The 26,474-nt window shown below is 72.1% G+C and carries 22 protein-coding genes; 10 read left to right on the top strand and 12 right to left on the bottom strand.

Features of this window, described 5'->3' with window-relative positions:
• Positions 1 to 54 precede the first annotated feature (54 nt).
• Positions 55 to 1,017, top strand: coding sequence for a DUF5937 family protein (locus FHU36_RS03610; protein WP_312891421.1), 963 nt, complete (start codon positions 55 to 57; stop codon positions 1,015 to 1,017).
• Between the two features lie 80 nt (positions 1,018 to 1,097).
• Here FHU36_RS03610 and FHU36_RS03605 read toward each other — a convergent pair whose 3' ends face one another.
• A complete protein-coding gene (locus tag FHU36_RS03605) occupies positions 1,098 to 2,141 on the bottom strand; it encodes a terpene synthase family protein (RefSeq protein ID WP_185082377.1) in 1,044 nt (347 codons plus the stop codon).
• Positions 2,142 to 2,148: 7 nt separating this feature from the next.
• Complete coding sequence (locus FHU36_RS03600; RefSeq protein ID WP_185082376.1) at positions 2,149 to 2,694, bottom strand: EF-hand domain-containing protein; 546 nt, start codon at positions 2,692 to 2,694, stop codon at positions 2,149 to 2,151.
• A gap of 155 nt (positions 2,695 to 2,849) precedes the next feature.
• Here FHU36_RS03600 and glnA2 point away from each other — a divergent pair, with 155 nt between their 5' ends.
• Entirely contained in the window at positions 2,850 to 4,211 is a 1,362-nt protein-coding gene (gene glnA2, locus FHU36_RS03595) for a gamma-glutamylpolyamine synthetase GlnA2 (protein WP_185082375.1), read from the top strand.
• Between the two features lie 118 nt (positions 4,212 to 4,329).
• On the opposite strand, the gene FHU36_RS03590 is transcribed toward glnA2, so the two are convergent.
• Together FHU36_RS03590 and FHU36_RS03585 are read right to left on the bottom strand one after the other, a co-directional pair.
• A complete protein-coding gene (locus FHU36_RS03590; RefSeq protein WP_185082374.1) occupies positions 4,330 to 5,106 on the bottom strand; it encodes an endonuclease/exonuclease/phosphatase family protein in 777 nt (258 codons plus the stop codon).
• Positions 5,106 to 5,987, bottom strand: a complete 882-nt coding sequence (locus tag FHU36_RS03585) for an aminoglycoside phosphotransferase family protein (protein WP_185084590.1) — start codon at positions 5,985 to 5,987, stop codon at positions 5,106 to 5,108. The genes FHU36_RS03590 and FHU36_RS03585 overlap by 1 nt, the downstream gene beginning before the upstream one ends.
• 545 nt (positions 5,988 to 6,532) lie before the next feature.
• Between FHU36_RS03585 and FHU36_RS03580 the strand changes: the two genes are divergently transcribed.
• The 4 genes from FHU36_RS03580 to FHU36_RS03565 all read left to right on the top strand — a co-directional run bounded on the left by FHU36_RS03580 (position 6,533) and on the right by FHU36_RS03565 (position 10,750).
• Entirely contained in the window at positions 6,533 to 7,597 is a 1,065-nt protein-coding gene (locus FHU36_RS03580) for a beta family protein (protein ID WP_185082373.1), read from the top strand.
• Positions 7,598 to 7,741: 144 nt separating this feature from the next.
• A complete protein-coding gene (locus tag FHU36_RS03575) occupies positions 7,742 to 8,311 on the top strand; it encodes a TetR/AcrR family transcriptional regulator (protein WP_185082372.1) in 570 nt (189 codons plus the stop codon).
• A 41-nt stretch (positions 8,312 to 8,352) separates the two neighbouring features.
• Positions 8,353 to 9,525, top strand: coding sequence for a GDSL-type esterase/lipase family protein (locus tag FHU36_RS03570; protein WP_185082371.1), 1,173 nt, complete (start codon positions 8,353 to 8,355; stop codon positions 9,523 to 9,525).
• Between the two features lie 511 nt (positions 9,526 to 10,036).
• Positions 10,037 to 10,750, top strand: coding sequence for a PaaI family thioesterase (locus FHU36_RS03565; RefSeq protein WP_185082370.1), 714 nt, complete (start codon positions 10,037 to 10,039; stop codon positions 10,748 to 10,750).
• 69 nt (positions 10,751 to 10,819) lie between these two features.
• Here FHU36_RS03565 and FHU36_RS03560 read toward each other — a convergent pair whose 3' ends face one another.
• Together FHU36_RS03560 and FHU36_RS03555 are read right to left on the bottom strand one after the other, a co-directional pair.
• On the bottom strand, positions 10,820 to 11,668 hold the full coding sequence (locus FHU36_RS03560) for an alpha/beta fold hydrolase (protein ID WP_185082369.1): 849 nt from the start codon (positions 11,666 to 11,668) through the stop codon (positions 10,820 to 10,822).
• Positions 11,669 to 11,677: 9 nt separating this feature from the next.
• The gene (locus FHU36_RS03555; RefSeq protein WP_185082368.1) at positions 11,678 to 15,226 is read right to left on the bottom strand and encodes a serine/threonine-protein kinase; all 3,549 of its coding nucleotides are present in this window, start codon (positions 15,224 to 15,226) and stop codon (positions 11,678 to 11,680) included.
• 51 nt (positions 15,227 to 15,277) lie between these two features.
• Between FHU36_RS03555 and FHU36_RS03550 the strand changes: the two genes are divergently transcribed.
• Positions 15,278 to 15,961 (top strand): type 1 glutamine amidotransferase, encoded by a 684-nt coding sequence (locus tag FHU36_RS03550; RefSeq protein WP_185082367.1) that lies wholly within the window; start codon positions 15,278 to 15,280, stop codon positions 15,959 to 15,961.
• Between the two features lie 89 nt (positions 15,962 to 16,050).
• Here the strand turns inward: FHU36_RS03550 and FHU36_RS03545 are convergent, their stop codons facing one another.
• Complete coding sequence (locus FHU36_RS03545) at positions 16,051 to 16,650, bottom strand: HXXEE domain-containing protein (protein ID WP_185082366.1); 600 nt, start codon at positions 16,648 to 16,650, stop codon at positions 16,051 to 16,053.
• Positions 16,651 to 16,730: 80 nt separating this feature from the next.
• Between FHU36_RS03545 and FHU36_RS03540 the strand changes: the two genes are divergently transcribed.
• Positions 16,731 to 19,682 carry a bifunctional [glutamine synthetase] adenylyltransferase/[glutamine synthetase]-adenylyl-L-tyrosine phosphorylase gene (locus FHU36_RS03540; RefSeq protein ID WP_185082365.1) on the top strand — a complete coding sequence of 984 codons (2,952 nt, stop codon included), beginning with the start codon at positions 16,731 to 16,733 and terminating at the stop codon, positions 19,680 to 19,682.
• Between the two features lie 68 nt (positions 19,683 to 19,750).
• Positions 19,751 to 20,800 (top strand): hypothetical protein, encoded by a 1,050-nt coding sequence (locus FHU36_RS03535; protein ID WP_312891420.1) that lies wholly within the window; start codon positions 19,751 to 19,753, stop codon positions 20,798 to 20,800.
• A gap of 7 nt (positions 20,801 to 20,807) precedes the next feature.
• On the opposite strand, the gene FHU36_RS03530 is transcribed toward FHU36_RS03535, so the two are convergent.
• A complete protein-coding gene (locus FHU36_RS03530) occupies positions 20,808 to 21,806 on the bottom strand; it encodes a zinc-dependent alcohol dehydrogenase family protein (RefSeq protein ID WP_185082364.1) in 999 nt (332 codons plus the stop codon).
• Between the two features lie 90 nt (positions 21,807 to 21,896).
• On the opposite strand from FHU36_RS03530, the gene FHU36_RS03525 reads away from it, so the two are divergent.
• Positions 21,897 to 22,214, top strand: a complete 318-nt coding sequence (locus tag FHU36_RS03525) for an ArsR/SmtB family transcription factor (protein WP_185082363.1) — start codon at positions 21,897 to 21,899, stop codon at positions 22,212 to 22,214.
• A 4-nt stretch (positions 22,215 to 22,218) separates the two neighbouring features.
• On the opposite strand, the gene FHU36_RS03520 is transcribed toward FHU36_RS03525, so the two are convergent.
• From FHU36_RS03520 to FHU36_RS03505, 4 genes are all read right to left on the bottom strand, one after another.
• A complete protein-coding gene (locus FHU36_RS03520; RefSeq protein ID WP_185082362.1) occupies positions 22,219 to 22,884 on the bottom strand; it encodes a hypothetical protein in 666 nt (221 codons plus the stop codon).
• A gap of 107 nt (positions 22,885 to 22,991) precedes the next feature.
• Positions 22,992 to 24,923: a hypothetical protein gene (locus FHU36_RS03515; protein WP_185082361.1), complete on the bottom strand. Its 1,932-nt coding sequence runs from the start codon at positions 24,921 to 24,923 to the stop codon at positions 22,992 to 22,994.
• Between the two features lie 3 nt (positions 24,924 to 24,926).
• The gene (locus FHU36_RS03510) at positions 24,927 to 25,685 is read right to left on the bottom strand and encodes a hypothetical protein (RefSeq protein ID WP_185082360.1); all 759 of its coding nucleotides are present in this window, start codon (positions 25,683 to 25,685) and stop codon (positions 24,927 to 24,929) included.
• A 102-nt stretch (positions 25,686 to 25,787) separates the two neighbouring features.
• Positions 25,788 to 26,435 (bottom strand): Crp/Fnr family transcriptional regulator, encoded by a 648-nt coding sequence (locus FHU36_RS03505; protein ID WP_185082359.1) that lies wholly within the window; start codon positions 26,433 to 26,435, stop codon positions 25,788 to 25,790.
• Between the last annotated feature and the right edge of the window lie 39 nt (positions 26,436 to 26,474).

Here is a 26,474-nt window from a genome sequence, read left to right as displayed (position 1 = left end):
GGCGGTCCCCCGCGCGGCGGGCGATCGCTTTAGTGCAGACTAAAAGGTGTGGCCGTGACCTGGGTGATGAAGCCGGAGGACGTGGCGCGGATCAGGTTCGCGTTCTCGCCGATGTGGGAGTTGGTGGCCAGCCTGCGCACGCTGCGCGACCCGGCCAGGCAGTCGGTCCACCTGCCGTGGGTCAAGGCCGTCCGGCCCCGCCTGGCCGATCTCGGCCTGGCCGAGCTGTTCGCGCTCGTCCCGCCGACCGGCTACCTGCCCGACTTCCTCACCCCGCCGCCCGAGACGCCGCTGGCCGACTTCGCCGAGGAGCTGGAGCGCGTCCGGCGCACGCCGCCCGCACAGGCCGCCGACGAGGCCGGGCGCGTGGTCAGCGAGGACCCGGCGGCCGTCGAACGGTTCAGGAGCGACCCGGCGGCCGGTGTCGCCCGGATGGCCGGGGCGCTGCTGGCGTACTGGGAGGCGTGCTTCGCCGAGTTCTGGCCGCGCGTCTACGCCCTGCTGGAACGCGACGTGCTGCGCAAGTCGCGGCAGCTCGCGCGAGGCGGGGCACGGGAGCTGTTCGCCGGGCTGGACCCGTCGGTCAGCTGGACGGGGGAGCGGCTCGTCGTCGAACGGCCGTGGATCTGCTCGGTCGACGGGCTGCACGGCGACGGGCTGCTGCTGGTGCCGACCGCCTTCTACTGGCCGTCCACGGCCGTCCTGTCCGCCCCCTACCAGTCGACGCTCATCTATCCCGTGCAGGGGGTCGGCACGCTGTGGGAGGAGGGACCGCCGCCCGCGCCGGGCGCGCTCGCCGCCCTGATCGGCCGCAGCCGGGCGCAGATCCTGCTCGCGCTGGCCGAACCGAGCACCACCTCGTCGCTGGCCCGCCGGATGGCGCTCACCCCCGGCGCGGTCAGCCAGCACCTCGGAGTGCTCAGGGGCAGCGGTCTGGCCGTGGGGATGCGCGTGGGCAAGGACGTCGTCTACCGCCGCACCCCGACGGGCGACGCGCTGGCCTGCCCCACGAGCTAGCCGGTTGATGCCGAGGGGTTCGGCCCACCCGGGCCGCACACCGATGATCCGGAGCGAGCGCGTCCTTCCGCACACCCGGGTCAGGCGTACCGGGCCGACTCCACCAGCCAGTCGATGTGGGCGCGCGGCGCCGCCAGGTAGGCGCACGCCACCTTGCTGACGTCCCTGGCGGCGCGCGGCCCCAGCTCGTCCAGCGGCAGCCGCCCGGCCGCCCGGCGCATGTCCTCGCAGCGCTCGGCGATCCGGTCGAGCACCCACCCGACGGCCTGCCGCTCGTCCAGGCGCAACTCGTGCATGGCGACCACGACCAGGTTGTGGCCGTCGCCGCGCTCCTTCGGCCGCGAAGCCACGTCGTTGCACCAGGCCGTCACGTCGTTGCAGGCGTCCACCAGCTCCCGCCACGGCTCGCAGCCGTGCAGCCACGCCGGGGCCTCCACCCGCAGGCACGGCTCCACCAGGTCGTACAGGTACGGGCCGACGGTACCCCTGCGCAGCGCCGGATACTGCTCCAGCGACGGGATGCGGCCCGCCGCCCGGTTGGCCGCCTCGATCCGGCAGGCGTCGAGCTGGCGGCGCAGGTTCACCGCGAACCTGGCCCGCCACTGGTCGCTCATCCGCGCGCTCGTCACCCGCCACAGGTCGGCGAAGGCCGCCTCCAGCGGATGGGAGGCGCCGCCCGCCAGCATGCCGTGGAAGATCTCCAGCCGGGCCGGTCCCTCGTCCATCTCGTCGTCCAGGTGGAACAGCCACGTCAGCCACTGCGCGAACAGCGCCGCCGCCGCGGCGTCGAACTCGGCGAACGCCCGCCCGGCGATCCGGTGGAACCCGACGCCCGGGTCAGCGCGCAGGCCGGTCCGCCGCGCCCAGTCGATCACGGCGGCCTCGATGGCGTACACGGCGGGATGCATGCGGCACGGAGCCGCGAGCGCGGGCACCCGATCGGTCAGCCGCAGCAGTGCCAGCGCGGCCGGGCCGCCCCGGCGAGGCGCGGGCGGCCGCCACTGCAGCACGGACCGCAGCGCCGTCCGCACGGTCGTCATCACACCGGCCGCCGAGTCGTGCGCGGAGCCATTCACCGGGCCGTTCACCGGGCCGTTCACCGGGCCGTTCAGAAAGAGGCTCACCGCGCGCTCACAGGGGCCCGAAGAGCCAGTTGCCCGCCGCGTTCGGGTCGGTGCCCGCGTAGTACTGCCGCGCGGCCGCCACCAGCTCCGCCACGGTCAGCACACCCCTGCCGGTGTGGTCCAGCCGGTCGAACGCCGCGTCCACGTCGTCGTAGGCGGTGCCGTACGCGCTGAGCAGCGTCCGGAACTCCCGCATCCCGACCAGGCCGTCCCCGTCGCCGTCGCAGATCTGCGCCACGGCCACCGTCGCCGGGCGGAACACCGGCTCGTACTCCTCGCCGACGACGAACGCCTTCGTCATCGCCGTACGGAACTCCTCCCGCGTCAGCCGGCAGTCGCCGTCACGGCCGAGCGCCCCGGACAGGGCCGACCAGATCCCGCCGAAGCCGCCCACCAGGCCGCTCCCTGCGAGCGAGGTCGGAGACTCACCGAAACCGACCAGGATGCGGGCCCCGAGCCCCAGCAGGTCCTCGCGGTCCACGACCTCCCGGCCGGCCGCGTCGATGTGGTCGAACGCTCGATCGAGCTTGTGATTGAGCAGGTCGATGGCCACCCGTGCCTCCCCCGAGACTGACTGCGAAGATCACAGTAGGTCGGGGCGGACTGTTTGTCAGTGAGGCTCGCACCGGCGTTCCCCGTAACCTGTGCGAAACAACGACACGGCATTCTGGTAAGAAGAGCCGTACCGTACACGCGCGAGGGGATGCCTTGGACCGCCAGCAGGAGTTCGTGCTCCGCACACTTGAGGAACGCGACATCCGGTTCATCCGGCTGTGGTTCACGGACGTGCTCGGCTTCCTCAAGTCGGTGGCCATCGCGCCTGCCGAGCTCGAGGGCGCCTTCGCCGAGGGGATCGGCTTCGACGGGTCGGCCATCGAGGGCTTCGCCCGCGTCTACGAGGCCGACATGCTCGCCAAGCCCGACCCGGCGACGTTCCAGATCCTGCCGTGGCGCAGCGAGATCCCGGGCGCCGGGCGCATCTTCTGCGACATCCTCATGCCCGACGGCTCGCCGTCGCACGCCGATCCGCGCTGGGTGCTCAAGCGCACGCTCGCCAAGTGCGCCGACATGGGCTTCACCTTCTACACCCACCCGGAGATCGAGTTCTTCCTGCTGAAGCAGCGGCCCGAGCCGGGGCAGCGGCCCGAGCCGATCGACTCCGGCGGCTACTTCGACCACACCCCGCACAGCTCGGGCCACGACTTCCGGCGCCAGGCGATCATGATGCTGGAGTCGATGGGCATCTCGGTGGAGTTCAGCCACCACGAGGGCGCCCCCGGCCAGCAGGAGATCGACCTGCGCTACGCCGACGCCCTCACCACGGCCGACAACATCATGACCTTCCGCCTGGTCATGAAGGAGGTCGCGCTGGAGCAGGGCATCTGGGCCTCGTTCATGCCCAAGCCGTTCACCGAGCACCCCGGCTCCGGCATGCACACCCACATGTCGCTGTTCGAGGGCGACCGCAACGCCTTCTACGAGGCCGGCGCCGACTACCAGCTCTCCAAGACCGGCCGGTCGTTCATCGCGGGGCTGCTCCGGCACGCCGCCGAGATCACCGCGATCACCAACCAGTGGGTCAACTCCTACAAGCGCCTGTGGGGCGGGGCCGAGGCCATCGCCGGCCAGGGCGGCGAGGCGCCGTCCTACATCTGCTGGGGCCACAACAACCGGTCGGCCCTGGTCCGGGTGCCCATGTACAAGCCGCACAAGGGCGGCTCGACCCGCATCGAGTTCCGCTCGCTCGACTCGGCCTGCAACCCCTACCTGGCGTTCGCGCTCATCCTCGCCGCCGGGCTGCGCGGCATCGAGCACGGCTACGAACTACCGCCCGCCGCCGAGGACAACGTCTGGACGCTCACCAGCGCCGAGCGCCGCGCCCTCGGCATCCGGCCGCTGCCGCAGTCCCTCGACGAGGCCATCGCCGTCATGGAGCAGAGCGAGCTGGTGGCCGAGACGCTGGGCGAGCACGTCTTCGACTTCTTCCTGCGCAACAAGCGGGCGGAGTGGCGAGAGTACCGCCGCCATGTGACCGAGTTCGAGCTCGGCCGCTACCTGCCGGTGCTGTAAGCGCACGTGTGGGCCGTCGGACTGCGATTCGACGGCCTCGTAGACCTTGTCCACGGCCAGGCGAGTCCGCCCTCGCGGGCCTTTTATCCCCGCACCCGGCCACCACGCGCACCTCTTCCTACCGCGCCACCCACACGTGCATCGGGACGTGGTCGGACCACCCACTCCTGCCGTAGTCGACGAAGCAACCCCGTATGCGGCCGTCGCCGGCGAACAGGTAATCAATCTTCCGCTTGCGTGTGACGTAGGTCCAGCGGTTGCGTGGGTCGCATTCGTCGCGGCCCTTGTAGGCGCTGGCGGCATCGCGCGGCACCAGGTTGAGGTCGCCGCCGACCACACCTCGGCCGAGCGTGAACAGCTCATGAAGCTGGGCGTGCCGGTAGGGCGCGCCCTTCTGCCTGTCGTCGGATTCCGCGCCCGACGAGAAGTGCGAGGTGCAGAACGCCCGGTCAGCCGTGCAGACCGCGTACCTGCGGGCGCTCCACGGCGGCGAGGTCAGCGCATGCACGTCGAAGCGGGCGTCCTGCTCGGCCACGGCCAGTGTGACGCTCTGCACCCCGCGCGGCCTGCCGTTCCAGTCGGGGTGGCACAGGTACGAGGATCCGTCCGGGTGCGTGAGCCCGGCCGACTTGACGCTCCACGCCCGGCCGGTGCGTGCCTCCAGCTCGCGCTCCAGGTCGGCGTCCGCGCCCGTGCAGAACTCCTGGAGGAAGACCACGTCCGCCTTGGTCGCCAGTACGGCGACGTGCCAGGCCACCTCGGTGGTTGAGCGGCGGAAGAGCGGGCAACCGCTGTTCGTGCCCGCGCAGACGTTCCACGTCATCACGTGGCGGACGGGGGCCTGCACGACCAGGTTGTGGGACAACAGCCCGGCGATCACGAGATATCTGATCATCACCGGTGATTGAAGATCTCGGTGAGGACGCGCCGTGCGTTCAGCGCCGGCTCGTCAGTATCGCCCAGAGTGTAAGAGCAGGTGGCCATCGTCTTCCAGAGAGCCCAGCCACGCCCGCGTGCCCAGCTTGCATCGTCAACGGACAGTCGCTCGCGGAACGCCTGGCGGCCGTCAGCGGTCAGCAATGTCCATGCGATTGCCAGGTCGCAGGCCGGGTCGCCGACGCCGCACGTGCCGAAGTCGATGACAGCTGCCAACTGGCCGTCTTTGAGCAGGAGATTCCCCTGGGCAAGGTCACCGTGGAACCAACTGTCCACACCGTCCCAGCATGCGTCCAGTGCGGTCTTCCAGATCTCGCGCGCCAGGCTGACGTCGACGTGACGGTCCAGTTTCTCTAGCGCGCTCTCGAGTTGCCCCTCATAGGTGCGCAGTGTGGCGCCCCGGAACCAGTTGTGTTTTCCCGGCCGGGGACCGTCGGCAGTGTCGAGGCTCTGCAAGGCCGCGACGAAGCCGGCCAGGTCGACCGCGAATCGGACCGGATCAGCGATCCGGTCGGCGCTCGCGGGCTCTCCGTCGAGCCACTGGTAGATCGACCACGAGAAGGGGTAGCCCGCACCTGGCTCGCCCTTCGCCAGCGGGGCAGGAATGGGCAGCGGAAGCTGCGAGGCGAGCGGCGGCAGCCACCGATGTTCCTTTTCGACCGCCAAGGCGTACTCGGATGCGCTGGGCAAACGCACGAGCATTCCGCTGCCGAGGCGGAAGGTCCAGTTGTCCCAGCCACCGTTGGCCACGGGTTCAATCGGGAAATCCGTCCACTGGGGGAACTGCTCGGCAATGAGTCGATGGACCTGCTCCGCATTGACCGTGATGCGCCGGGGCATCGGGCCAAGATCGGGTAAACCGCTCAACGATACCTCCCTGTCCGGCAATGGACGTGAGTGTGCGGCCAGGACACCGGCTTGCCGCATCGATAACCCTATCGTGCTCGAAGAGGCTCACAATAGGTGGCCGTTGACAATGGCGACGGGAGTCGGTCCACGTGCAGGACCATGTCATTGGTGGTGAACTCGCCGAGACGGAGGAGGTCTCTTCGCTGTGTATGGAGGCTTTCGCTGTTCGTATCCTCGACGCATTGCAGACCGGCGGAAGGGCAGTGATCGGGCAGCAGACGAGGTTCGTCTCATCGGGTCCGGCATTTGAGGCCTGCGGATCTCCTCAAGGCTGTCCCGTTGCTCTCTGGAGCGTTGGGGTGTCAGTCCAGGCTCACCTGCACCCCTGGTTCGGCGAGCTCGCAAGAAACATTCTCCCGAAGGTTGACGGCCGCATCGCCTGGCTTCACCGTCAGGAATAACCGGGCAGTCGGCCCTTGGCCGCTGGATCGAGGCTGCCCGGATGCAGGTTCGCCAACCGCACGGAGAACCGGGTCATGTCGGTGTACGCGCCTATACTAAAAGGCCGTTTGCCCAGCTTTCTGGCACTGGAGAACGCGAGCGAGCCGGTCAGATGTAGCATCCGCCCGATCATTGAGGTCGTGCCCGGAGATGGTGACGATGATATCAAGGCCGTTGTGCGGAGACTGGCAAGGCAGGTGCGAAGACACGGCCTTCGTGATTTAGACCTGGCATTTGATGCGGCCCCACTTGGTCAGCGTTTCGGAGGATCGGCTTCGATGGAAGCGCTACATCTCCTCGACGCAGAACTCGGTGCTTCACACCTCGCCTTCCGTCCGGTCCTTCATCTTGACGACGATCCGCATGACCTTGAGGAAGTGCGGCACCTGGTGGGAACCCATCACCTCGGCGTATGTCTTCGCGTGGATGAGCCCTATGTCTACAGCCTCAGCGATTCGCGCACGCTCCTTGAGCAACTCGATGCCGTCGGCTTGCCAGTCGATCGGGCAGATCTCGTACTCGACTGTGGCCGCCTTCGCGACGTTCGAGAGGCGCTGGCCGGCCTGACAGGACCGTTGCGGCATCTGCGGGATCATGATTGGCACTCGCTGACCATCGCGGCAGGCTCGTTCCCTGGCCCCGAGTTCTTCGACGGCCGTCCGCGTGAGAGGGTCCTGTCGATCCCCAGGAAGGAAGCCGCCCTGTGGACCCATGTGTGCCGGCGCTGGCCGGGGCTCGGATACGGAGACTACGGAGTCGACCATCCCGGCCCGCCGTCGGATGGGCTGCGTCCCGATCCCAACCTGCGATACACGTCAGCCGGGGACTGGCGGTTCCATCGGCAGCCGAAGGACGTCAAGGGCGGGCACGGTAGCTTCCACCGCCTCTGCAGGAGTCTGCTCAAATCCGGCGACTGGCCGCTGGAGGGCCCCGCATTCTCCTGGGGAGATCAACAGATCGCGCTGGCAGCGTGCGAGGCCATCGGCCCCGGATCAGGAACACAGTGGAAGGCCTATTCGATGTCGCACCACTTCGCGGTCATCGTGGCGGTACTGGATCGGGTGCTGCCGGGCACCGCTTCGGCAGCAGATGTGCGGTAGAGGCAGGGGTTGAGAAGCGCTGAAGGGCCGGACCCGGGCGCGCCGCCCCTCTCCTGCTCGCCCAGCACTTCCATCAACGTTTTCGTATTTGCCTAAACCCTTTAGGTAGCTGCATGATGGGTTCTGCTGAAAGGGGGGAGGGTTATGGCTCGCGTGGGGTTGACCTCCGAACGCCTGGCCCTGGCGGGCGCCGAGCTGGCCGACGAGGTCGGCTTCGAGCAGGTGACCGTCTCGGCGCTCGCCCGGCGGTTCGAGGTCAAGGTCGCGAGCCTGTACTCGCACGTGAAGAGCTCCCACGACCTCAAGACCAGGATCGCCCTGCTCGCCCTGGAGGAGCTCGCCGACAGGGGTTCCGCCGCGCTGGCCGGGCGGGCCGGCAAGGACGCCCTGGCCGCTCTGGCGAACGTCTACCGCGACTACGCCCGGGAGCATCCCGGCCGCTACGCCGCGGCCCAGTTCAGGCTGGACCCGGCGACGGCGGCCGCCAGCGCGGGCGGCCGGCACGCGCAGATGACGCGGGCGATCCTGCGCGGCTATGACCTGGACGAGCCGGACCAGACACACGCGGTCCGGCTGCTGGGCAGCGTCTTCCACGGCTACGTCAGCCTGGAGCTGGGCGGCGGGTTCAGTCACAGCGCCCCCGACACCCAGGAGACCTGGTCGCGCGTCCTGGACGCACTCGACGCCCTGCTGCGCAACTGGCCCGAGAAGTGACCGCGGCCGGCGCCCACGAACGACCCGGAGAGATCGAAGCCATGTACACCGAGGACACCTGGATCACCACCCCCGTCACCGCGGAACTGCTGCGCGGCGCGCTCGATCTGGAGCGCACCGAGCACGGCGTGCTGCCGCACCGGCTGCCCGCCTGGGCCCGCGCCCAGTGCGCCGACGGGCAACTGGCCATGGCCGAGTCCCAGCCCTCAGGCGTACGGCTGGTCTTCCGCACCCGGGCCACCGCCGTCGAGCTGGAGACCCTGCCCACCAAGCGGGTCTACACGGGCGCCCCGCCCCGCCCGGACGGCGTGTACGACCTGCTCGTCGACGGCCGCCTGGCCGGCCAGGCCAGTGTGCCGGGCGGCAACACGCTGACCATCGACATGGCCGCCGGCACCGCCGAGCAGCGGCCCGGCCCGCCCGGTACCCTGCACTTCGCCGGCCTGCCCGACGGCGTCAAGGACGTCGAGATCTGGCTGCCGCACAACGAGACCACCGAGCTCGTCGCCCTGCGCACCGACGCCCCCGTCGAGCCCGCGCCGGACCGGGGCCGCAGGGTGTGGCTGCACCACGGCAGTTCGATCAGCCACGGCTCCGACGCCGCCAGTCCCACCACCACCTGGCCCGCGCTCGCCGCCTCCCTCGGCGGCGTGGAACTGGTCAATCTGGGCCTGGGCGGCAGCGCCCTGCTCGACCCGTTCACCGCTCGCACCATGCGGGACACCCCCGCCGACCTGATCAGCGTCAAGATCGGCATCAACCTGGTCAACACCGACCTGATGCGCCTGCGCGCCTTCGCCCCCGCGGTCCACGGCTTCCTCGACACCATCCGCGAAGGCCACCCCACCACACCGCTGCTGGTCGTCTCGCCCATCCTGTGCCCCATCCACGAGAACACGCCCGGTCCCAGCGCCCCCGACCTCACCGCCCTCGGCGCCGGGCGGCTGCGGTTCCGCGCCGCAGGCGATCCGGCGGAACGGGCGAGCGGGAAACTGACCCTGGGCGTGATCCGCGACGAGCTCGCCCGGATCGTGGCGCAGCGCGCGGCCCAGGACCCCGACCTGCACCACCTCGACGGGCGTGACCTCTACGGTGAGGCGGACGCCGCCGAGCTGCCGCTGCCCGACCGGCTCCACCCGGACGCCGCCACCCACCGCCGCATCGGTGAACGTTTCGCCGAGCTGGCCTTCACCGGCGACGGCGCCTTCAGGTAGGGCGGGCGTCCGCGGCGGCGGGCGGGAAAACAGCGATATACGTACGTTTTGCACCGTTTTCCAGTGAAGTGTGGTGGCCTTCTCCCGACCGGGGGAAGGTCGAACATGAGGCAGGCGGCGGCACCAGGCACCGCGCCGGGGCTCGCCCTACTCGCCGCCAGGGCGGCTCCGGCGCGGCCATCGCCGAGCAGAAGCGCCTGCGGGGCCCGCGCTCCCGTACGTGAGCAACATCACTTCTTACCCCCGCGTCACCTGCGTGCAACGAGGGACCCGTATCTTACGGGTGCGGTGCGCGCCTTCCCGGCGGGCTCGGGGATCCGGAACCCGCGGGCTGCGGTGTTTCAGGCCCACCTGGACGGGAAGTTCTGGACGGCTCTGCAGTGTTATGGCCGGTGTAGGTAGATCTGGTCGCAGCACTTCGGGCTTCGGTCGACCGGATCTTCGGTAATATCGGCCTGCTTAATCTGGATTTTTGAAGTTTCGCCCCTTGGGCGATGTGGGAGGGTGAGACATGACGACGGCTGCCCTGCAGACCGTGTTGACCGTTCCCGAGCGTTTCCGGGGACCGGCGGGAGTCGCCAACGGCGGCTGGATAGCCGGCACCATGGCCGAGGCGCTCAGCGACAACCGATCAGCCGTCGAGGTCACGCTGCACGCCCCCACCCCCCTCGAAACCGAGCTGCGCTTGGAGCACGTCGCCAACACCGCCACCCTTTCCCACGCCGACCGGCTGCTCGTCGAGGCCATCCCCGTCGCGGAGGATGTGCAGGCTCCGGAGTTCGTCCCGTTCACCGAGGCGGCGCGGGCCGAGGCCGGGTTCGCCGGCTGGCACGGGCACGCCTTCCCCGAGTGCTTCGCCTGCGGGCTGCGCGAGCCGGGCGACGGGCTGCGTGTCTTCCCCGGCCCGGTCGAGGGCACGGACCTGGTGGCCGCAGGCTGGCGGGTGCCGTTCACCGTGGCCGACGAGGACGGCGTGCCCCGCTCCGTCGTGGGCGCCGTGCTCGACTGCGTCACGGGCTGGGCCCACTTCCGGCCCGGCGAGTCGGCGCTGCTCGGGCGGCTGGCCGTCCAGGTGCACCGGCGCGTCTACCCGGGCGGCGCCTACTCGGTCGTGGCCCGCGCCACCGGCCGCGAGGGGCGCAAGCTGTTCGGCGAGAGCGCGATCTACGAGGTGGACGGCACGCTGGTGGCGGCGGCCCGGGCGACCTGGATCGCGCCGCGCTGACGTCCCGCGTCTCAGATGACCTGAGACGGCCCCGGAACTTCCCGTTCCGGGGCCGTTCGCGTACGTCCGTCAGGGCCGGGTGAGCCGGTCGGCCACCAGCGACGCGCAGCGCTCGTCGAACAGGATCGTGTAGTGGTTGCAGTCCGGCAGCACCTCGTCGGACAGACCGGGCAACCGGGCCGTCCAGGCGGCGACGAGGGCATCGGGCAGCATGCCGGTCTCCTGGTCGAGCAGCCCGCGCGGCGCCCGCAGCAGCGACAGCGGCGACTTGATCGACTCCAGCGCGGCGCCGATCCGGCCCGGCTCGGTGAGCAGCCACCGGCCGTCCTCGCGCGCCGCCTCCGGGGCCACCCGCGAGCGGAGCGCGCCGGCCGGCCCGGTCAGGTCGTAGCGGACGTAGGCCTCCGCGTCGTCGTTCCATCGGCCGGCGAACGCCGGATGCGCCCGGAAGAAGGCCACGTACTCCTCCGCCGTCGCGTACGTCATCGACAGCCGCGCCAACGCCGGCCCGAGCGTGGCCGCCAGCGCCTGCGCGGGGTCGACGCCGTCGGGGAGCGGCAGGGGCAGGCCGCCGTCCACCAGCACGACCCGGGCGAAGTCCCGCCCGGCGGCGGCCAGCGCGGCGACGTAGGCGCCCATCGAGTGTCCCGTCAGCACGGCCTCCGGTCCCGCCCCCACGTGGTCGGCGACGCGCAGCACGTCCTCGGCGTGGCGGGGCAGGCCGTACGGGCCGGGCAGGCCGGCGCTGTGACCGCGCCCGCGCAGGTCCATCGCCACCAGGGACCAGCCCTGCGGCACCCGCCGCCCCACCGCGGCCCAGGCCATCAGCGAGGCGGTGATCCCGTGCACCGCGAGGATCACCCGCGGCCCGTCGCCGAACGTGGCGATGCGCAGGCCGTCGACGTCGTCCAGTCTCATGCTCGGATCCTAGGGACAAACGCTCCGATACGGTACGCCGGTGACGTGACGCCGCCACTCGGCCACGCTCAGCGGCGTCCCGGCCCGGGCGCACACCGCCGCCGCCATCGCCCCCGGCTCGACCACCCGCTCGCGGACGACCCCCGCCCCGTCCAGGACGACCACCTTGGCGCCGTCGGCCGAGAACGTCACCGCGTGCGGCACGCCGAGACCGGCGTCACCGAGCCCGCCCAGGGCCGTGCCGGTCGCCAGATCGTGCAGCTCGACCTCGCCCGCGTTGGTGATCACCGCGATGACGTCCTCGCGCGGCGACCGGGCGGCGTCGCCCTGACCCGGCGCCGTGCCTGGGGTCTCGCGCAGGAGCCGGCGGGTGGCGGTGTGGTGGACGGTCACCCGCCCGCGAAAGTCGACGGCGGCCACGGAGCGGCCGTCGCGGCTGAACACCATGTCCTCGACCGTCGTGCCCCGGCCCGTGCCGAACGGCCCGCCGGCGCGCCTGCCCGACGCCGCCTCGAACAGGTGCTGCTCGCCGCCCGCGACGGCCAGCAGCCGCCCGTCGGGCGAGAACTCCACGTCCTCGGCGCCGCCCACCCGCGCCGACCACAGCAGGCGCCCCGACCCGCTGTCCCACACCCCGACCGCGTGGCGACGGGAGGCGCCGCCGTCGGTGTACTCCAGTCCGGCGGCCACCAGTGCGCCGTCCGGGCTGACCGCCACCTTCCGGGGGTGGAACCCCGCCAGCTTCCCCCGAGGGGTGAACGTCGCGAGCGTGCGCCGCGTGGTGGTGTCGACCAGCACGACCTCGCCGTACCCGCCCAGTGCGGCCAGCCGCCCGTCGTGGCTGAAGGCGCCCGTGCCCAGCAGCCGGGGATTCGTCCTGACGAGCAGGGGCCCGCCCAGCGGGCCGCCCGGGCGGGCCAGGTGGATGCGCTCGCCGGTCTCGGACGCCAGCATCCGCCGCGCGCCGGAGTCCATCCGCGCCCACGACCACGACGGCCGCCGCGCGGGGACGGTCAGGTCGCTCAGCTCGACGGTGACGACCCGGTTCTCGACGAGGTAGCGGAGCACGGGGCCGTCGAAGGCGACCAGCGGCGGTGGTGTCCCGTCGTAGTTCGAGCCGTCCGGCACGTCCAGCGTGGTCAGCAGGTCGCCGTCGGCGTCCCAGACCTGGACCTGCTCGCTGGTGACCGAGGCGAACCGCCGGCCGTCGGCGGCGTAGACGAGCCCACCGCGGTTCCAGACGTCACCCTGCTCGCCGATGGTGCCGATGGAGCCGTCGCGCAGGTCGGTCACCTGCAGGGCGTTGCCCAGCGGCTCCAGCAGCGAGCGGCCGTCCGGGGTGAGAGCGAGCGGCTGGCCGCAGTCGTCGCAGCGGGCCGCGGGGGCACGCGACCCCGTGCGGACGAGCCCGGGCAGGGACCGCCGCTCGATCCGCCCGTCGCCGGCCACCGCGTAGATCGCGTCGCCGGCCGGCGTCATCGGGCCGAGCGCGTCGGAGGTCCGCACCCGGGTGCCGCGCTCCAGGTCCCAGACGTAGGTGTCGTCGTCGACGGTGACCAGCGCGTACCGGTCCACCGTCCCGTAGTGGACGCCGACCGGGATGCCGGTGTCGTCGCCCACGTCCGTACGGAACCTCCAGGAGCCCACCACCTCGCCGGTGCGCAGGTCCCACACGCGGGCGCGCCTGTTGGTGACCACCAGCACCTGCCGCCCGCTGGGCGCGAACGTCGCGTCCAGCGGCGTCTCAGGCCCGGCGCCGTCGTCGCGCGCCAGGCCCAGTGCGGCGATGCCGCCGCTCCGCCTTCCGGTCCGCACGTCCCACAGCCGCAGCGCGCCGTCGCCCACACTGGCCAGGGTCCGGCCGTCGCGGCTGAGCGCGCGGACCGTGCCGCTCGCGGTGGCGGGATCCCGGAACGCGGCGACCTCCCGCCGCGCCAGCGAGGCGGTGAGCGCCGCCCGGCTGCGCGGCGTGCGGTCCAGCCGCCAGGCCGCCACGCTGAGCAGCATCGCCGCCCGCGGGTCGGTGCCGCGCAGCGAGTCCGCCGCCAGGGCCAGCCGCGCCGCCTCCGCCTGGTCACGCTGCACGGCGATGCGTGCCGCCCGCTCGTCGGCCAGCCCGCCCTGGTGCACCGCCAGCCCGCCCGCGACCAGGGCGATCACCAGCAGCCCGGCCAGGGTGAGCGAGACGAGGCGGTCCCTTCTGGCGCGCCGCCTGGTCAGCCCGGCGCCCGCGTCCAGGAAGTCGCGTTCCGCACGGGACAGGGTGATGTTCCTGCGGGCCGTGGCCGCCCACTGCAGCGCGTTCTCCAGGCTGCTGCCCTGCAGCAGGTCGCCCTCCCTGCGCCCGGCCCGGTCCCACCGCAGGGCGGCGGCGAGGATGTCGCGGTGCACGGCGAGGCCGTCGCGGTTGGCCTCGATCCAGCGACGCAGACGCGGCCAGGCGTACGGCAGGGCGGGCCGGGCCAGCCAGACCTCCTCCTCGTCCCGGCCGACCAGGTAGCCGAAGACCTCCAGGATCCGGGTGATCGCCGCGACCTCCGGCAGCGGCCGGCTGTCCAGCAGTTCGGTCAGGGCGGCCCGGCGAGCCGACAGACCGCCCTGCTCACCCATCGTGACGAGCCGGAGGAACACCTCCGGAGCCAGTTCCCGCTCGTCGGGGCCGAGCAGCTCGAAGCACTCCTCGGCCAGCGACCCCAGCGCCGGGTCGCCCCCGCCGCCCGCCAGCGAGGTCCGCCTGCCCGCCTCGCCGAGCAGGCGGCCGGTGTCCAGTCCCGCGGTCCGGGCATCGGCGCTGATCAGGGAGAGCAGCAGGTTGCGCGCGGCGGGCCGCTCCAGCGGTTCCTTGCTGAGCGCGGCCGCCACCAGGGGCCGCAGGGAGTCCGGCAGGACGCCGAGGTCCGGGCTGGCCGACAGCACGCGGTGCATGACCCCGCCGAGGGTGTCCGACTGGAACGGGTCCGTCCCGCTCGCCGCGAACACCATGATGCATCCCCAGGCGAACACGTCCGCCGGCGTCCCAGCCCGCTCGCCGCCGAACACCTCGGGCGCCATGTACGTGGGCGTGCCCGTCACCAGGCCGGTGGTGGTGAGCGACATCTCCGCGGTCCTGGCGATGCCGAAGTCGATGACCCGGGGGCCGTCGGGGCCGAGCAGCACGTTGTCGGGCTTCAGGTCGCGGTGGACCACCCCGGCGTCGTGGATCGCGGTCAGCGCGGTGGCGATCGCCGTGGCCAGCCGGTGCAACTCGCCGTCGTCGAACGTGCGGCCGTCCGCGACGGACTGGCGCAGGCTGGGGCCCGGCACGTACTCGCTGACGACGTACGGCCTGGGTCCGTCCAGGTCCACCTCCAGCACGGCGGCCGTGCAGAACGAGGCCACCCGGCGCGCGGCCGCCGCCTCCCGGGCGAGCGCGGCGGCCTGGTCCCGGTGCAGAACCTTGATCGCCACCCGGCGGCCGTCCTCGGCGTACCCCTCGTAGACGACGCCCTGGCCGCCCGCGCCGATCCGGCCGGCGAGCCAGTATCCGCCCAGCGTCTGGGGGTCTCCGTCGATCAACATGACCCGTTTGACGTGTGCTTTCCGGTGAAAGTTCCGGATAAATTACCTGATATGCGGATCACTGTCATCGAGCATGAGGCGGACGCGGGGCCGGGCTTCCTCGACGGCTGGCTCGACGTCGCGTGCGAGGTCGTCCGGCCGTACCGGGGCGAGCCGGTGCCGGACCGGGCCGCCGACGGGCTGATCGTGCTCGGTGGCGAGCCGGCCGCCTGGGAGGACGACACCTACCCCTGGCTGCCCGCCACGCGCGACCTGCTGGCGCGCGCCGTGTCCGACGGCACGCCCACGCTGGGCGTCTGCCTCGGCGCGCAGCTCATGACGATGGCCTGCGGCGGCACCGTGGAGCGGGGCGGCGAAGGGCTGGAGGTGGGGCTGTGCGAGGTGACCGCCCTGCCCGAGGCCGCGTCCGACCGGCTCCTGTCGGGCGTCGGCGCGGCGGTGGCGATCCAGTACCACCGGGACGTGATGTCGCGGCTGCCCGACGGGGCGGTGCCGCTCATGACCGGCCCCCTCTACCCCCACCAGGCGTACCGGCTGGGCTCCACGGCGTGGGCCGTCCAGTTCCACCCGGAGGCGACGCCGGACATCTTCGCCACCTGGGCGACGGGCTCCGCGCTGGCGTCCGGCGAGGAGCACATCGCCCGGGTCCGCGCCGCCGAGGACAAGCTGGTCGCCGCCTGGCGCCCCGTCGCCGAGGCGTTCGCAGCCGTGGTCCGCGCCTCCACCTCAGCCTGACGCCCCCGCCCCCGCCCTGACGCCCCGCCCTCACGCGCCCGCCACTGACGCCCCCGGCCCTGACGCGCCCGCCCCGGCGCCGCTCGGCGTCAGGGGCGGGCAAGCGGAGTCGCGGGGCGGCGCGGGCGGGTGAGGACGTGGGCCAGGGCGTGGACGCCGCCCAGGACGAGCGGCAGCGCCGCCAGGCCCGCCCACGTGGAGGCCCCGCCGCGTACCGGCACGCCGGCCGCGCGCAACCGCCGCCACGCCCACGCCGTGAACGGGAGCACCACCAGGGGCGCCGTCACCGAGCCCGGCGTGTAACCGCGGACGGCCGCGGCCTGCGCCAGGTGCATGACCCCGTGTGCCCCGAACCCCGCCAGCACCGCCTGGAACGCCCGGCTCCGCCCGCCGGTGCGCGCCCCTACGGCGGCGGCGCCCGCCACGACCCCGCCCATCAGCGCGATGGCCACGCTCGCGTGCCGCTGGGACACCTCCAGCCGCTCCCACGGCACCCGCGGGTAGCGCTCGGCCAGCCACGGCCGTGCCTCGCGCATCCAGCGGGCCATCGTCGCCAGTTCCTCGGCGTCGTGGACCGCCCAGGCCGCGAGCAGCCCCCACGTCACCCCCGCCGGAACCCGTCCCAGGCCGTCCCCCCGCGCCTCCCCGCCGTCTCCTCGCACGTCCCTGCCGCTTCCCCCCGGACCCATGCCGCCTCCTCCATCGAAATGCAACGCAACGTTGCGTTCTATTCAAGCCGGGTCGCCCGGCCGCCTGTCAAGATGGAGGGGTGCCCAGGATCGAGTCCACCGCCGCGAGGCTGGCCAAGCTCGGCTTCGCCGACGGAGCGACCGCCGCCCGGCTCGTCCAGCAGGGCGGAGCGGCGTTCGACGACCTGCTCGACGGGCTGGTCGACGTCGCCGACCCCGACCTCGCGCTCGCCGCGCTGGCCCGGCTGGCCGAGCAGGCGCCCGACGCCCTCGACGCGCTGCGCGGTGACGACCGGCTCCGCGCCCGTACCCTCGCCGTCCTCGGCGTGAGCGCCGCCCTCGGCGACCACCTGGCCCGCCACCCGGAGCAGCTCGCCCTGCTCCGCGAGCCAGGACCCGGCCACGCCCGCGACGAGCTGCTGCGCGCCGTCGGCGGCGACCCGGCGGACCCGAGCCCCCGCGCCGCGGAGCCCGCCGCGCTCGCCGCGCTGCGCGTCGCCTACCGGGGCCGGCTGACGCGCGTGGCCGCCCGCGACCTCACCGGCGAGGCCACGCTGGGCGAGGTCACCGGCGAGCTGTCCGACCTGGCCGGCGCCGCTCTGGAGGCCGCCCTGGCCATCGCCCGGTCCGAACTGCCGGCCGGCGACGACTGCGACGACGTACGCCTCGCGGTGATCGGCATGGGCAAGGCCGGCGCCCGCGAGCTCAACTACATCAGCGACGTCGATGTGATCTTCGTGGCGGAGCCCCGCGAAGGCGCCGACGAGACCAAGGCGCTGCGCGCCGCGACCAGGCTCGCCCAGGCCATGATGCGGGCCTGCTCGGCCGCCACGCCCGAGGGCTCGCTGTGGGAGGTCGACGCCGGGCTGCGACCCGAGGGCCGGTCGGGGCCGCTGGTGCGCACGCTGGCCAGCCACCTGGCCTACTACCGCCGCTGGGCCAAGACGTGGGAGTTCCAGGCGCTGCTGAAGGCCCGGCCGATGGCCGGCGACCTGGAGCTCGGCGCCGCCTACGTCGAGGCGGTCAACGAGCTGGTGTGGTCGGCGGCCACCCGCGACAACTTCGTCGAGGACGTCCAGGCCATGCGCCGCAGGGTCGAGGCCCACGTGCGCGCCGAGGGCGACCGCCAGCTCAAGCTCGGGCCGGGCGGGCTGCGCGACATCGAGTTCGCGGTGCAGCTCCTGCAACTCGTCCACGGGCGGCTCGACCCGCTGCTGCGCCGCCGCGCCACGCTGCCCGCCCTGGCCGCCCTGTCCCGGGGCGGCTACGTCGGCCGCGACGACTCCCGCGGCCTGGCCGAGGCGTACACGTTCCTGCGCCAGGTCGAGCACCTGCTCCAGCTGCACCGGCTGCGCCGCACCCACGTCCTGCCGGAGGACCCCGGCGCCCTGCGCCGGCTCGGGCGGGCGCTCGGCATGCAGGCCGACCCGGTGGGGGAGTTCACTGCCCGCTGGCGGCGGCACGCCAGGGAGGCGCGGCGGCTGCACGAGAAGCTGTTCTACCGCCCGCTGCTGCAGGCCGTGGCCCGCCTGCCGGAGAAGGAGGCCCGGCTGTCGCCCACGGCGGCCTCCGCGCGGCTGCGGGCGCTCGGCTACGTCGATCCCGACGGCGCGCTGCGCCACATCGCCGCCCTCACGGCGGGCGTGTCACGGCGCGCGGCCATCCAGCGGACGCTGCTGCCGGTCATGCTCGGCTGGTTCGCCGACACCCCCGACCCCGACGCCGGGCTGCTCGGCTTCCGCCAGGTGAGCGACAAGCTCGGCGCCACGCCGTGGTACCTGCGGCTGCTGCGCGACGAGACCGCCGTGGCCGCCCGCATGGCGCGGGTCCTCGGCACCAGCCGCTACGCCACCGGCCTGCTCACGCACGCTCCCGACGCCGTCGCGCTGCTCGGCTCCGACGACGACCTCGCCGTCCGCCCGCCCGAGTCGCTGCGGGCCGAGGCCGCCGCGGCCGTCTCCCGTCACGCCGGCAACCCCGAGAGCGCGGTCACGGCCGTGCGGGCGCTGCGGCGCAGGGAGCTGTTCCGCACGGCCGTCGCCGACATCTTCGGGCTCGTCGACATCGAGCAGGTCGGCGTGGCGCTGTCAGCGCTGAACGACGTGACGATCCAGGCCGCCCTCGACGCCGCCACCGGCAAGGTGCGCGCCGACCGGGGCGCCGAGCCGCCCACCAGGTTCGCCGTCATCGCCATGGGACGCCTCGGCGGCATGGAGTCGTCCTACGCCAGCGACGCGGACGTCATGTTCGTCCACTCTCCCGAGCCCGGCGCCGCCGAGCGGGAGGCCACCGACGCGGCCTTCGCCATCGCCAACGAGCTGCGCCGCCTGCTCAGCCTCCCCGCCCCCGACCCGCCCCTGCTCATCGACCCCGACCTGCGGCCGGAGGGCAGGCAGGGCCCCCTGGCCCGCACGCTCGCCTCGTACGCCGCCTACTACGCCCGCTGGTCGTCCCCCTGGGAGGCGCAGGCGCTGCTGCGCGCCCGGTTCTCCGCCGGCGACCCCGCGCTCGGCGCGGCGTTCACCGCCATGATCGACGAGCTGCGCTACCCGCCCGGCGGCCTGCCGGAGGACGCCGCCCGTGAGATCCGCCGGCTCAAGGCCCGCATGGAGGCCGAACGCCTGCCCCGCGGCGCCGACCCCGCCCTGCACACCAAGCTGGGGCCCGGCGGGCTGTCCGACGTGGAGTGGGTGGCCCAGCTCCTGCAACTCCGCCACGCCGGCGCCGTCCCGGCCCTGCGCACCACCCGCACCCTGCAGACGCTGCGCGCGGCGGTGGAGGCCCGCCTGCTCGCGCGGGCCGACGAGGTGGTGCTGGAGGAGGCGTGGCGCTTCGCCTCCCGCATCCGCGACGCCATCATGCTGGTACGGGGCCGGCCGGGCGACAGCGTCCCCGCCGACGCGCGCGAACGCCTGCTGCTGGCCCGTATCCTCGGCTATCCGCCGGACGGCTCGCAGGACTTCCTCGACGACTACCGCCGCGTCACCCGCCGCGCCCGACAGGTCGTGGAGCGCGTCTTCTACGAGTCCTGACGTCCGCGGGTCCTGATTCCGCCATTTCGCGTTGCGCGGGCCGCCGCGGGGGTGTATCAAGGCGCGGGGTGATCACTTTGCTGTCGGTCTACGTGGATCTCGCCTTAGGCGTGGTGCTGGCGTTCCTGCTGCTGTCGTTGCTGGTCAGCGGCGTGAACGAGGCGTTCGTACGATTGCTGGCCATCCGCAGCAAGTTCCTGTGGGCCTTCCTGCGCGACACCCTCGACGGCAGCGACGCCCAGGGCCGCTCGTGGCTGCCCGCCGGAGTGCGCGACGTGTTCGCGGCGCTGCCGTTCGCCCGCGACCCCCGCCCGCCCCACAGCGACCAGCCGGCTCCCGCCGAGGCGGCCACGGTGCCCGCCCAGGAGACCAAGGCGCAGGACGCCGTCACCAACCTGCTCTACCAGCGGGTCCGCGAGATCGACCACCCCACGCGGGGCCGCACCAGCATCGCGAACCTCCCGCCGGGGCGCTTCGCCGGGGCCGTGCTGGAGATGGCGGCGGCCGAGGAGGGCGGCGTCGACGGGCTGCTGGCCAAGCTCAAGTCGATGGGCAGCCCCCTCCACGGCCACCTCAAGGGCGTCTGGGAGAGCGCGCAGCGCGACCTCGACCGGTTCCGGCAGGGCGTGGAGAGCTGGTTCGACGGCGAGATGCACCGCCTGTCGATGCTGTACAAGAGGTACGTCAAGTGGGTGCTGGCCGCCCTGGGCCTGGTGGTGACGCTCTTGTTCACCATGGACGGCCTGGAGTACGGCAAGACGCTGCTGCGCGACAACGCCTTCCGCGCCTCCGTGACCGCCGTCACCGAGGCCGGGCCCGACGCCTACGACGAGCTGCGGGCGCGCTGCGAGCGGTCCGACCCGGTGCCGTGCATCACCGAGACGCTCAGCCAGCCCGCCCTGGTCAAGGTGTTCGACCACGCGATCGTCAGCGTGTCCGTCCCGGCCGAGGGCGACCCGGCCGTCCACTGGAACGGCGCCGCCTGGTGGGACCGCCTCACCACCCCCAGCCACTGGCCCGGCTACCTGCTGACGTACGTGGCGCTGATGTTCGGCGCGCCGTTCTGGTGGGACGTGCTGCGCCGCATCACCGGCATCCGCTCCCGCCACCACGGATGAGGCCCCTTCAGTGGGCCACGCTGACCACGATCTTGCCGACCTGGGTGCCGGACTCCATGTGCCGGTGCGCCGCCGCGATCTCCTCCAGCGGGAACACGCGGTCCACCACCGGGCGGAAGGCGCCGGAGCGCAGGCCCGAGGAGACGAACGCCGCGCCGCGGCGCAGCCGCTCCGGGTCCCTGGTGATCTCGTGCACCGTGTACGTGCGCATGTTGAGCGCCGGCATGCCCAGGTCGAACCCCGGGTAGGGCGTCGGCTGCCCGCTCAGCATGCCCCACAGGAACAGCGTCCCGCCGGGGGCCACGGCTCGGGCCAGCTCCGCCACGCCCGGCCCGGCGACGGCGTCGAACACGTACTCGGCGCCCCTGCCGCCGGTCAGCGCCAGCACGCGGGCCGTCACGTCCTCCTCCTCCGAGACGATCACCTCGGCCGCGCCCTCCTCGATCAGCCGCTGCCGCTTGTCGCGCGTCCGGGTGACGGCGATCGGCGTGGCGCCCAGCCGGTCGGCCGTGTGGATGGCGGCCAGCCCGACGCTGCTGGAGGCCGCGTTCACCACCGCCACGTCGCCCGGCCGGATCCGGCCCACCTCCACCATCGCGCCGTACGCCGTGAGGTACGGCATCCAGACGGCGGCCCCGGACACCGCGTCCACCCCGTCCGGACGGGGCAGGAGCGCGCTCGCCGGCACGATGGCCCGCTCGGCGTACACGCCGTAGTCGTTCTGTGAGAAGGCCGGCACGATGCTGATCGCCTGCCCCACCGCGAACCCCGTCACCCCCGGCCCGACCGCCTCGATCACCCCGGCGCCCTCGGTGCCGAGCCGGGCGGGGAACTGCTTGACCTGCTCGATGTACACCCCCAGCCGGAACAACGCCTCGGCCCGGTTGACGCCGATCGCGTCCACCCGGATCCGCACCTCACCGGGTCCCGGCTCGCCTGGCTCCACGTCCTCCAGCCGCATCACCTCGGGCCCGCCGATCTCATGGAAACGCACAGTCCTTGCCACGCCGCACTCCTTCGCTCATCGCCGACGCGACCACTGTGCCCCACAAGTACGATGGCTGTCAAACTTCGACCACTGTCGTACTATGGGCTCATGGAACGCACGCCGCCGCATCCCGAGGTGTCCGAGTTCGACCTGCAACAGGTGCTGGAGGCCCTGGTGGATCCGGTACGCCGGAGCATCGTCACGCAGCTCGACGCCGCCGGCCACGACCTCGCCTGCGGCACCTTCGACATGCCGGTCAGCAAGTCCACCGCCACCCACCACTTCAAGGTGCTGCGCGAGGCGGGCCTGATCCGGCAGTACTACGTCGGGACCTCGCGGATGAACGCCCTGCGCCGCGCCGAGATGGACCACGCCTTCCCCGGCCTCCTCGACGCCCTCACCTCCCGCCAGGCCGTGGGCCACTGACCCCTCACCGGCCGGAACCCGGCGGACTGGCCGCGCCGGGCGGGCTCTCCCCGGCCTGGCCGTTCAGCCGGGCGGCCAGGTCCGGTCGTTCGTAGCCGGAGAACACCTTGACGAGCTGGTGGAGCAGGAAGACACGATGCTCCGGCTGGAGGCCGGTGAGAAAGTCCCGTACGGTCTCGGCCACCACGGCCTCCTCCCGTGAGGCGCCGGCGCCTCCCGGGCTGGAAGCGAGCAGGCTGAGGGCACGTTCGAACTTGTCCCCGTGCTCGGTGAGCTGCAGCAGCTTCGCAGGGTCTCCGCCGGTCCACCACAGGCGCGCTGTGGCAGCATCGCGCAGCATCGTCTCTCTCAGTGACTCCAGCCGGTCCAGCTCCGCGCGCTGGATATCTCGCCGCCGCCGGGTTTCCAGGTCCCGCAGCATCCGCTCGCGAGCGAACTCGATCGCCTCCGGTTCGACGCTGAGGGCGGCACGGGCCCGCGCGAGGTGCTGGAATGACCAAGACCGGGCTAAGGCCAGATTCGCTGCGCTCTCCGCCTCCTCCCGATGCAGGACCGAGAACGGCTTGATCACCTCGGTCACTGTCGAGGTGAGGCCTTTGCATGCATCGGCCTCGACGTCCCTGGCCGGTTCCGACCCTGGAGGTAGGAGCCAGGACAGTTCGAGCTGCACGCGGACGTCCAGGTCCTCTGGCGCGCTGCGCAAGAGGACCGCGTGACGGGTGGAGTGTGCGACCCACTCGCCGTGACGTCGATGGGTGAAGCGCGCCTCCATTCGCTCTAGGAATCCCATCCGGGAGTCCCTTCCACGTCGTACGCGGGGGACAGCCCCGGCGTGAGCCGATCGGATTCCCCGATCCGGCGCATGAGCTGGACGCACAGGCCCTCGCGGTCGACACCGTCGTCTGGCGCGGACTGGGACCAGTGCCAGACGAGTCGGGTGAGCAGGCCGGTGTCCATGCTGGAGCGGCAGGCGCGAGGGAAGATCTGGCAGATCACGTCACCGTTGGCGCGCCCCTGCGCCACGTCCTCCAGCCACTCCACCGCCACTCTCTTGGCCTCGGCGGTCCGTTCGGGCGCACGCAGGACCGCCCGCCATCCATCGGCCAATGCGGTGATCAACGGAGCTTCGCGTGTCGATTCCGGCACCAGGACCAAAGAACCGTTGGCGGAGCGCAGACCGCTCAGATGGAGGAAGGCCTCCGTAGCCGCGGCCTGGGCGCGCCCGCCGGACTCGGCCCACTTCACCACCTCTGCGATGGTCCGGGCGCGCAACTGCGGTCGAGTGACCAGCTCGGCCAGGACGGCCAGCACGGCGGCGTCGACCCGCTGCAGCCTGCGTCCGGCCAAATGCCTGAGCCGGGTGAACGCGATCCGGTCGAACGTGTCGGCCAATGGGCCACCGCACACCATCGCGACCACCACGAGCAGTGCCTCGTTCGGCCCGGTCTTAGCCCACTGGTACATCTTGCCGCGGAGTGCCCGGCCGAGTTCGTCGCTCATCGCCGCCGCCGTGAGCATGCCGGCCGCGCGGTCCGGATTTCGGCCGGCCCACTCCTCGACCGTGCCCACCACCAGGTCGGGCAGGCGGTTGTCCATGGCCAGGCGCAGCAGGATCTCGGCTGGACGGTCGTCGTCCAGCCCTCTGAGCCAGGTGGTCAGATGCTCCTGAAAGTTCGGCCGGTCAGCCCACACGTGGTCCAGCACGGCGGAGCCGTACCGCGGGCGCTCGAACACCGCCGTGCCGTCCACGCACGTCGCGTTCACCTGTTGCAGGTGCGTCCTGATGCCCGGACCGATCAGACCCCGGCCAGGAGGATGGTCGATACCGACGGCCTCGCACAAGCGGTCGGTGGCGCTGAACACCCTGCCCACCGGTGCGCCCTCCAGCGCCGCCACGGCCAACAGCAGTGCCCGCCGATATCCGTGACTCGGCTCCTGTGTGGCACTGAACCAGCCTTTGAGCTCCGTTTCCCAGTGGTGATAGGCCGCGAGCACCTCGTCGGCGCCCAGGTGCGGGGCGCGGTGACCTGATTCGTGGACGTGCTCAGCCAGCGTGACGGCGTCCTGGGTGGAGGCGTCGTCCAGCGCGGCGCCGATCCGCTGGTCATGAACCCAAGCCGACGCCTCGTCTGGAGAGAACCACTGCTCCAGGTGTGCCAGGAACACCCGCCGTCTGTCACTCGGGCGCAGCTTGACGACCTCGGGGACGACGGCGAGGTCCAGCGCACCGAGTTCCTGTCCCGTGGCCAGGACCACCAGGCAAGACCCCACCTCACGCAAACGCGTGATGTAGTCTCCCAACTCCCGGCCCACCGCTGGCAACACGTCGGGATCGCTCTCCTGCAGGTTCAGCAGGTATGCCTTGCCCGCTTCGCGCTGCATTCCGGCACGTACGTCGTCCTGGTCGATCTGGTCGATGGTCAGCCACTCGGGGACCAGGCCGAGATCGGCCGCAACACTGACTGCGGTGATGCGGCGACCGCTTCCGGGCTCCGCGCAGAGCACGACCGCGCCTCTATCGCGGGCGGCGATGACGGCTCGCTCCAGCGTGTCGCTGTCCGGCACGTACAGGGCCCGCAACCTGGCGACGTCCTGCGGGTCCAGCCGTCGCGTGGCGACGAGCTTGCCGACCAGCGTGATGCCGCCATGGACGACGCTTCCCACCAGAGCCATCCCGACCCTGTCGTAGAACTCGGCAGTCGGCTGCATGGGTCACGACTCCCGGTAGTGGATGCCACCGTGGAACGTTCCCCCGGTGAAAGCCTGGCCGACCCGGTCATGGAACACTGCCGAAGCCCCCGCCGCACCCCCTGCGCCGGCATCCGCGCCCGAGTCTGTGCCCGTGTCGGGTTCGCGAGGTTCCTGGGCGGTCTCCTCCTGCCTCGTCTCGGCGAACGTCGGTCGTGGGACATAGATCCAGGCGTCCTGCGCGAAGTCCTTCTCCGGAACCTCGGCCGTGACGTGGTGAAACTGCCTGGCATGCACGGCCGTGTAGCCGCTCTCCACCACATCCTGGAACACCCGGCCCGAGACGATGGCCGCCACGAGGGTGACGTCGGGCTCCGTCCGGTCCATCACCTGCCTCAGCGCGACGGAGTCGAGCATCCGGAAGGCGTCGTTGGTGGCTTTCGCCTTGCGATCGTGCAGAGTGTCGCCCACGTCGGGTACCGGCCCCACATGCAAGGCCGCTCGCAACCGCAACGTCAGGGCACGGTCACGGGCACGCAGGGAGGCCGCGCGTTCCCACAGCGTGGTCTGGAGAGCGCCCAGGAAGGGATGGATCAGAAACGGCAGATGGCTGGGCGACATGCCGAAGACATAGCCGTCTCCAGGATGATCGGGGAAGCGCCTCTCATGCCAGACGTGGTCGAGCTCGCACCGGGTGAATGCTTCCTCCAGCACCTGAGGGAGCATCCCGCTCAGCTCGGGCAGGTAGCGGTCTTGGTTGCGGGAGTACTTGACGATGTCCACGGCCAGCAGTCCGCGATAGGGCGGTAGGGGGTGGCTCGTCCCGTCGGGGATCATGGTGACAGCCTCCAGGTCCGATCCGAAAGGTTGGCTACACGATGACACTCAGCCCTCCGGGCGAGTGTCCAGAACTGGACGTTCATGCCATGCCAGAGCACGGAGCGCGTCGAGGTCCCGGATGACCATCCGGCGCCGCGCGGTGGTGATGATGTGCGACCGCCGCAACGCGGCCAACTCGCCGGCCACCGCGGACCGGGACAGGCCCGTCGCCGCCGCCACCTCGCTCTGCGTCAGCGGCACCTCTAGGCCGACCGCCAGCCGCAGCAGGGTCCGGGCCACGCGCATCACGGCGGACAGTCCCGCCAGTTCGGCCCGGATGCCCTCGCCTTCCCGGAGGCTCCGGATCGCCCGCCGGATCAGCAGGCCGTGCAGTTCGAACTCGTGGACGACCCGATGGAACCGCTCGGCCGTCACCGCATAAGCCAGACAAGACGTCAGCGCGGACACCGTCGCCGACCGCTCTTCGCCATCGAGAACGGCCAGCTCACCCAGCAGGTCCTGGGCTCCCCGTACGGCCAGCAACAACTCGCTTCCGTCCGGCTCCACGCGGACCACCTTCACCTGACCCCGGATCAGCACCAGGACGCCCGTGCCACGGTCACCCTGTCGAAGGAGTGTGTCCCCTGACGCGAAGCGCCGGGGGAACCCACACTCGATCAGAGCATTCCAGGCAGCCTGGGGGAGCGGGCGCATGGTTCATCCGTACGTCCGGCGGGCCGCTTTGGCAACCGC

Origin of the sequence: Nonomuraea muscovyensis, from assembly GCF_014207745.1 — a bacterium.
Classification (GTDB): Bacteria; Actinomycetota; Actinomycetes; order Streptosporangiales; family Streptosporangiaceae; genus Nonomuraea; species Nonomuraea muscovyensis.
The sequence above is the reverse complement of the archived record's forward strand: the minus strand, read 5'-3'. Positions and strand labels throughout refer to the sequence as shown.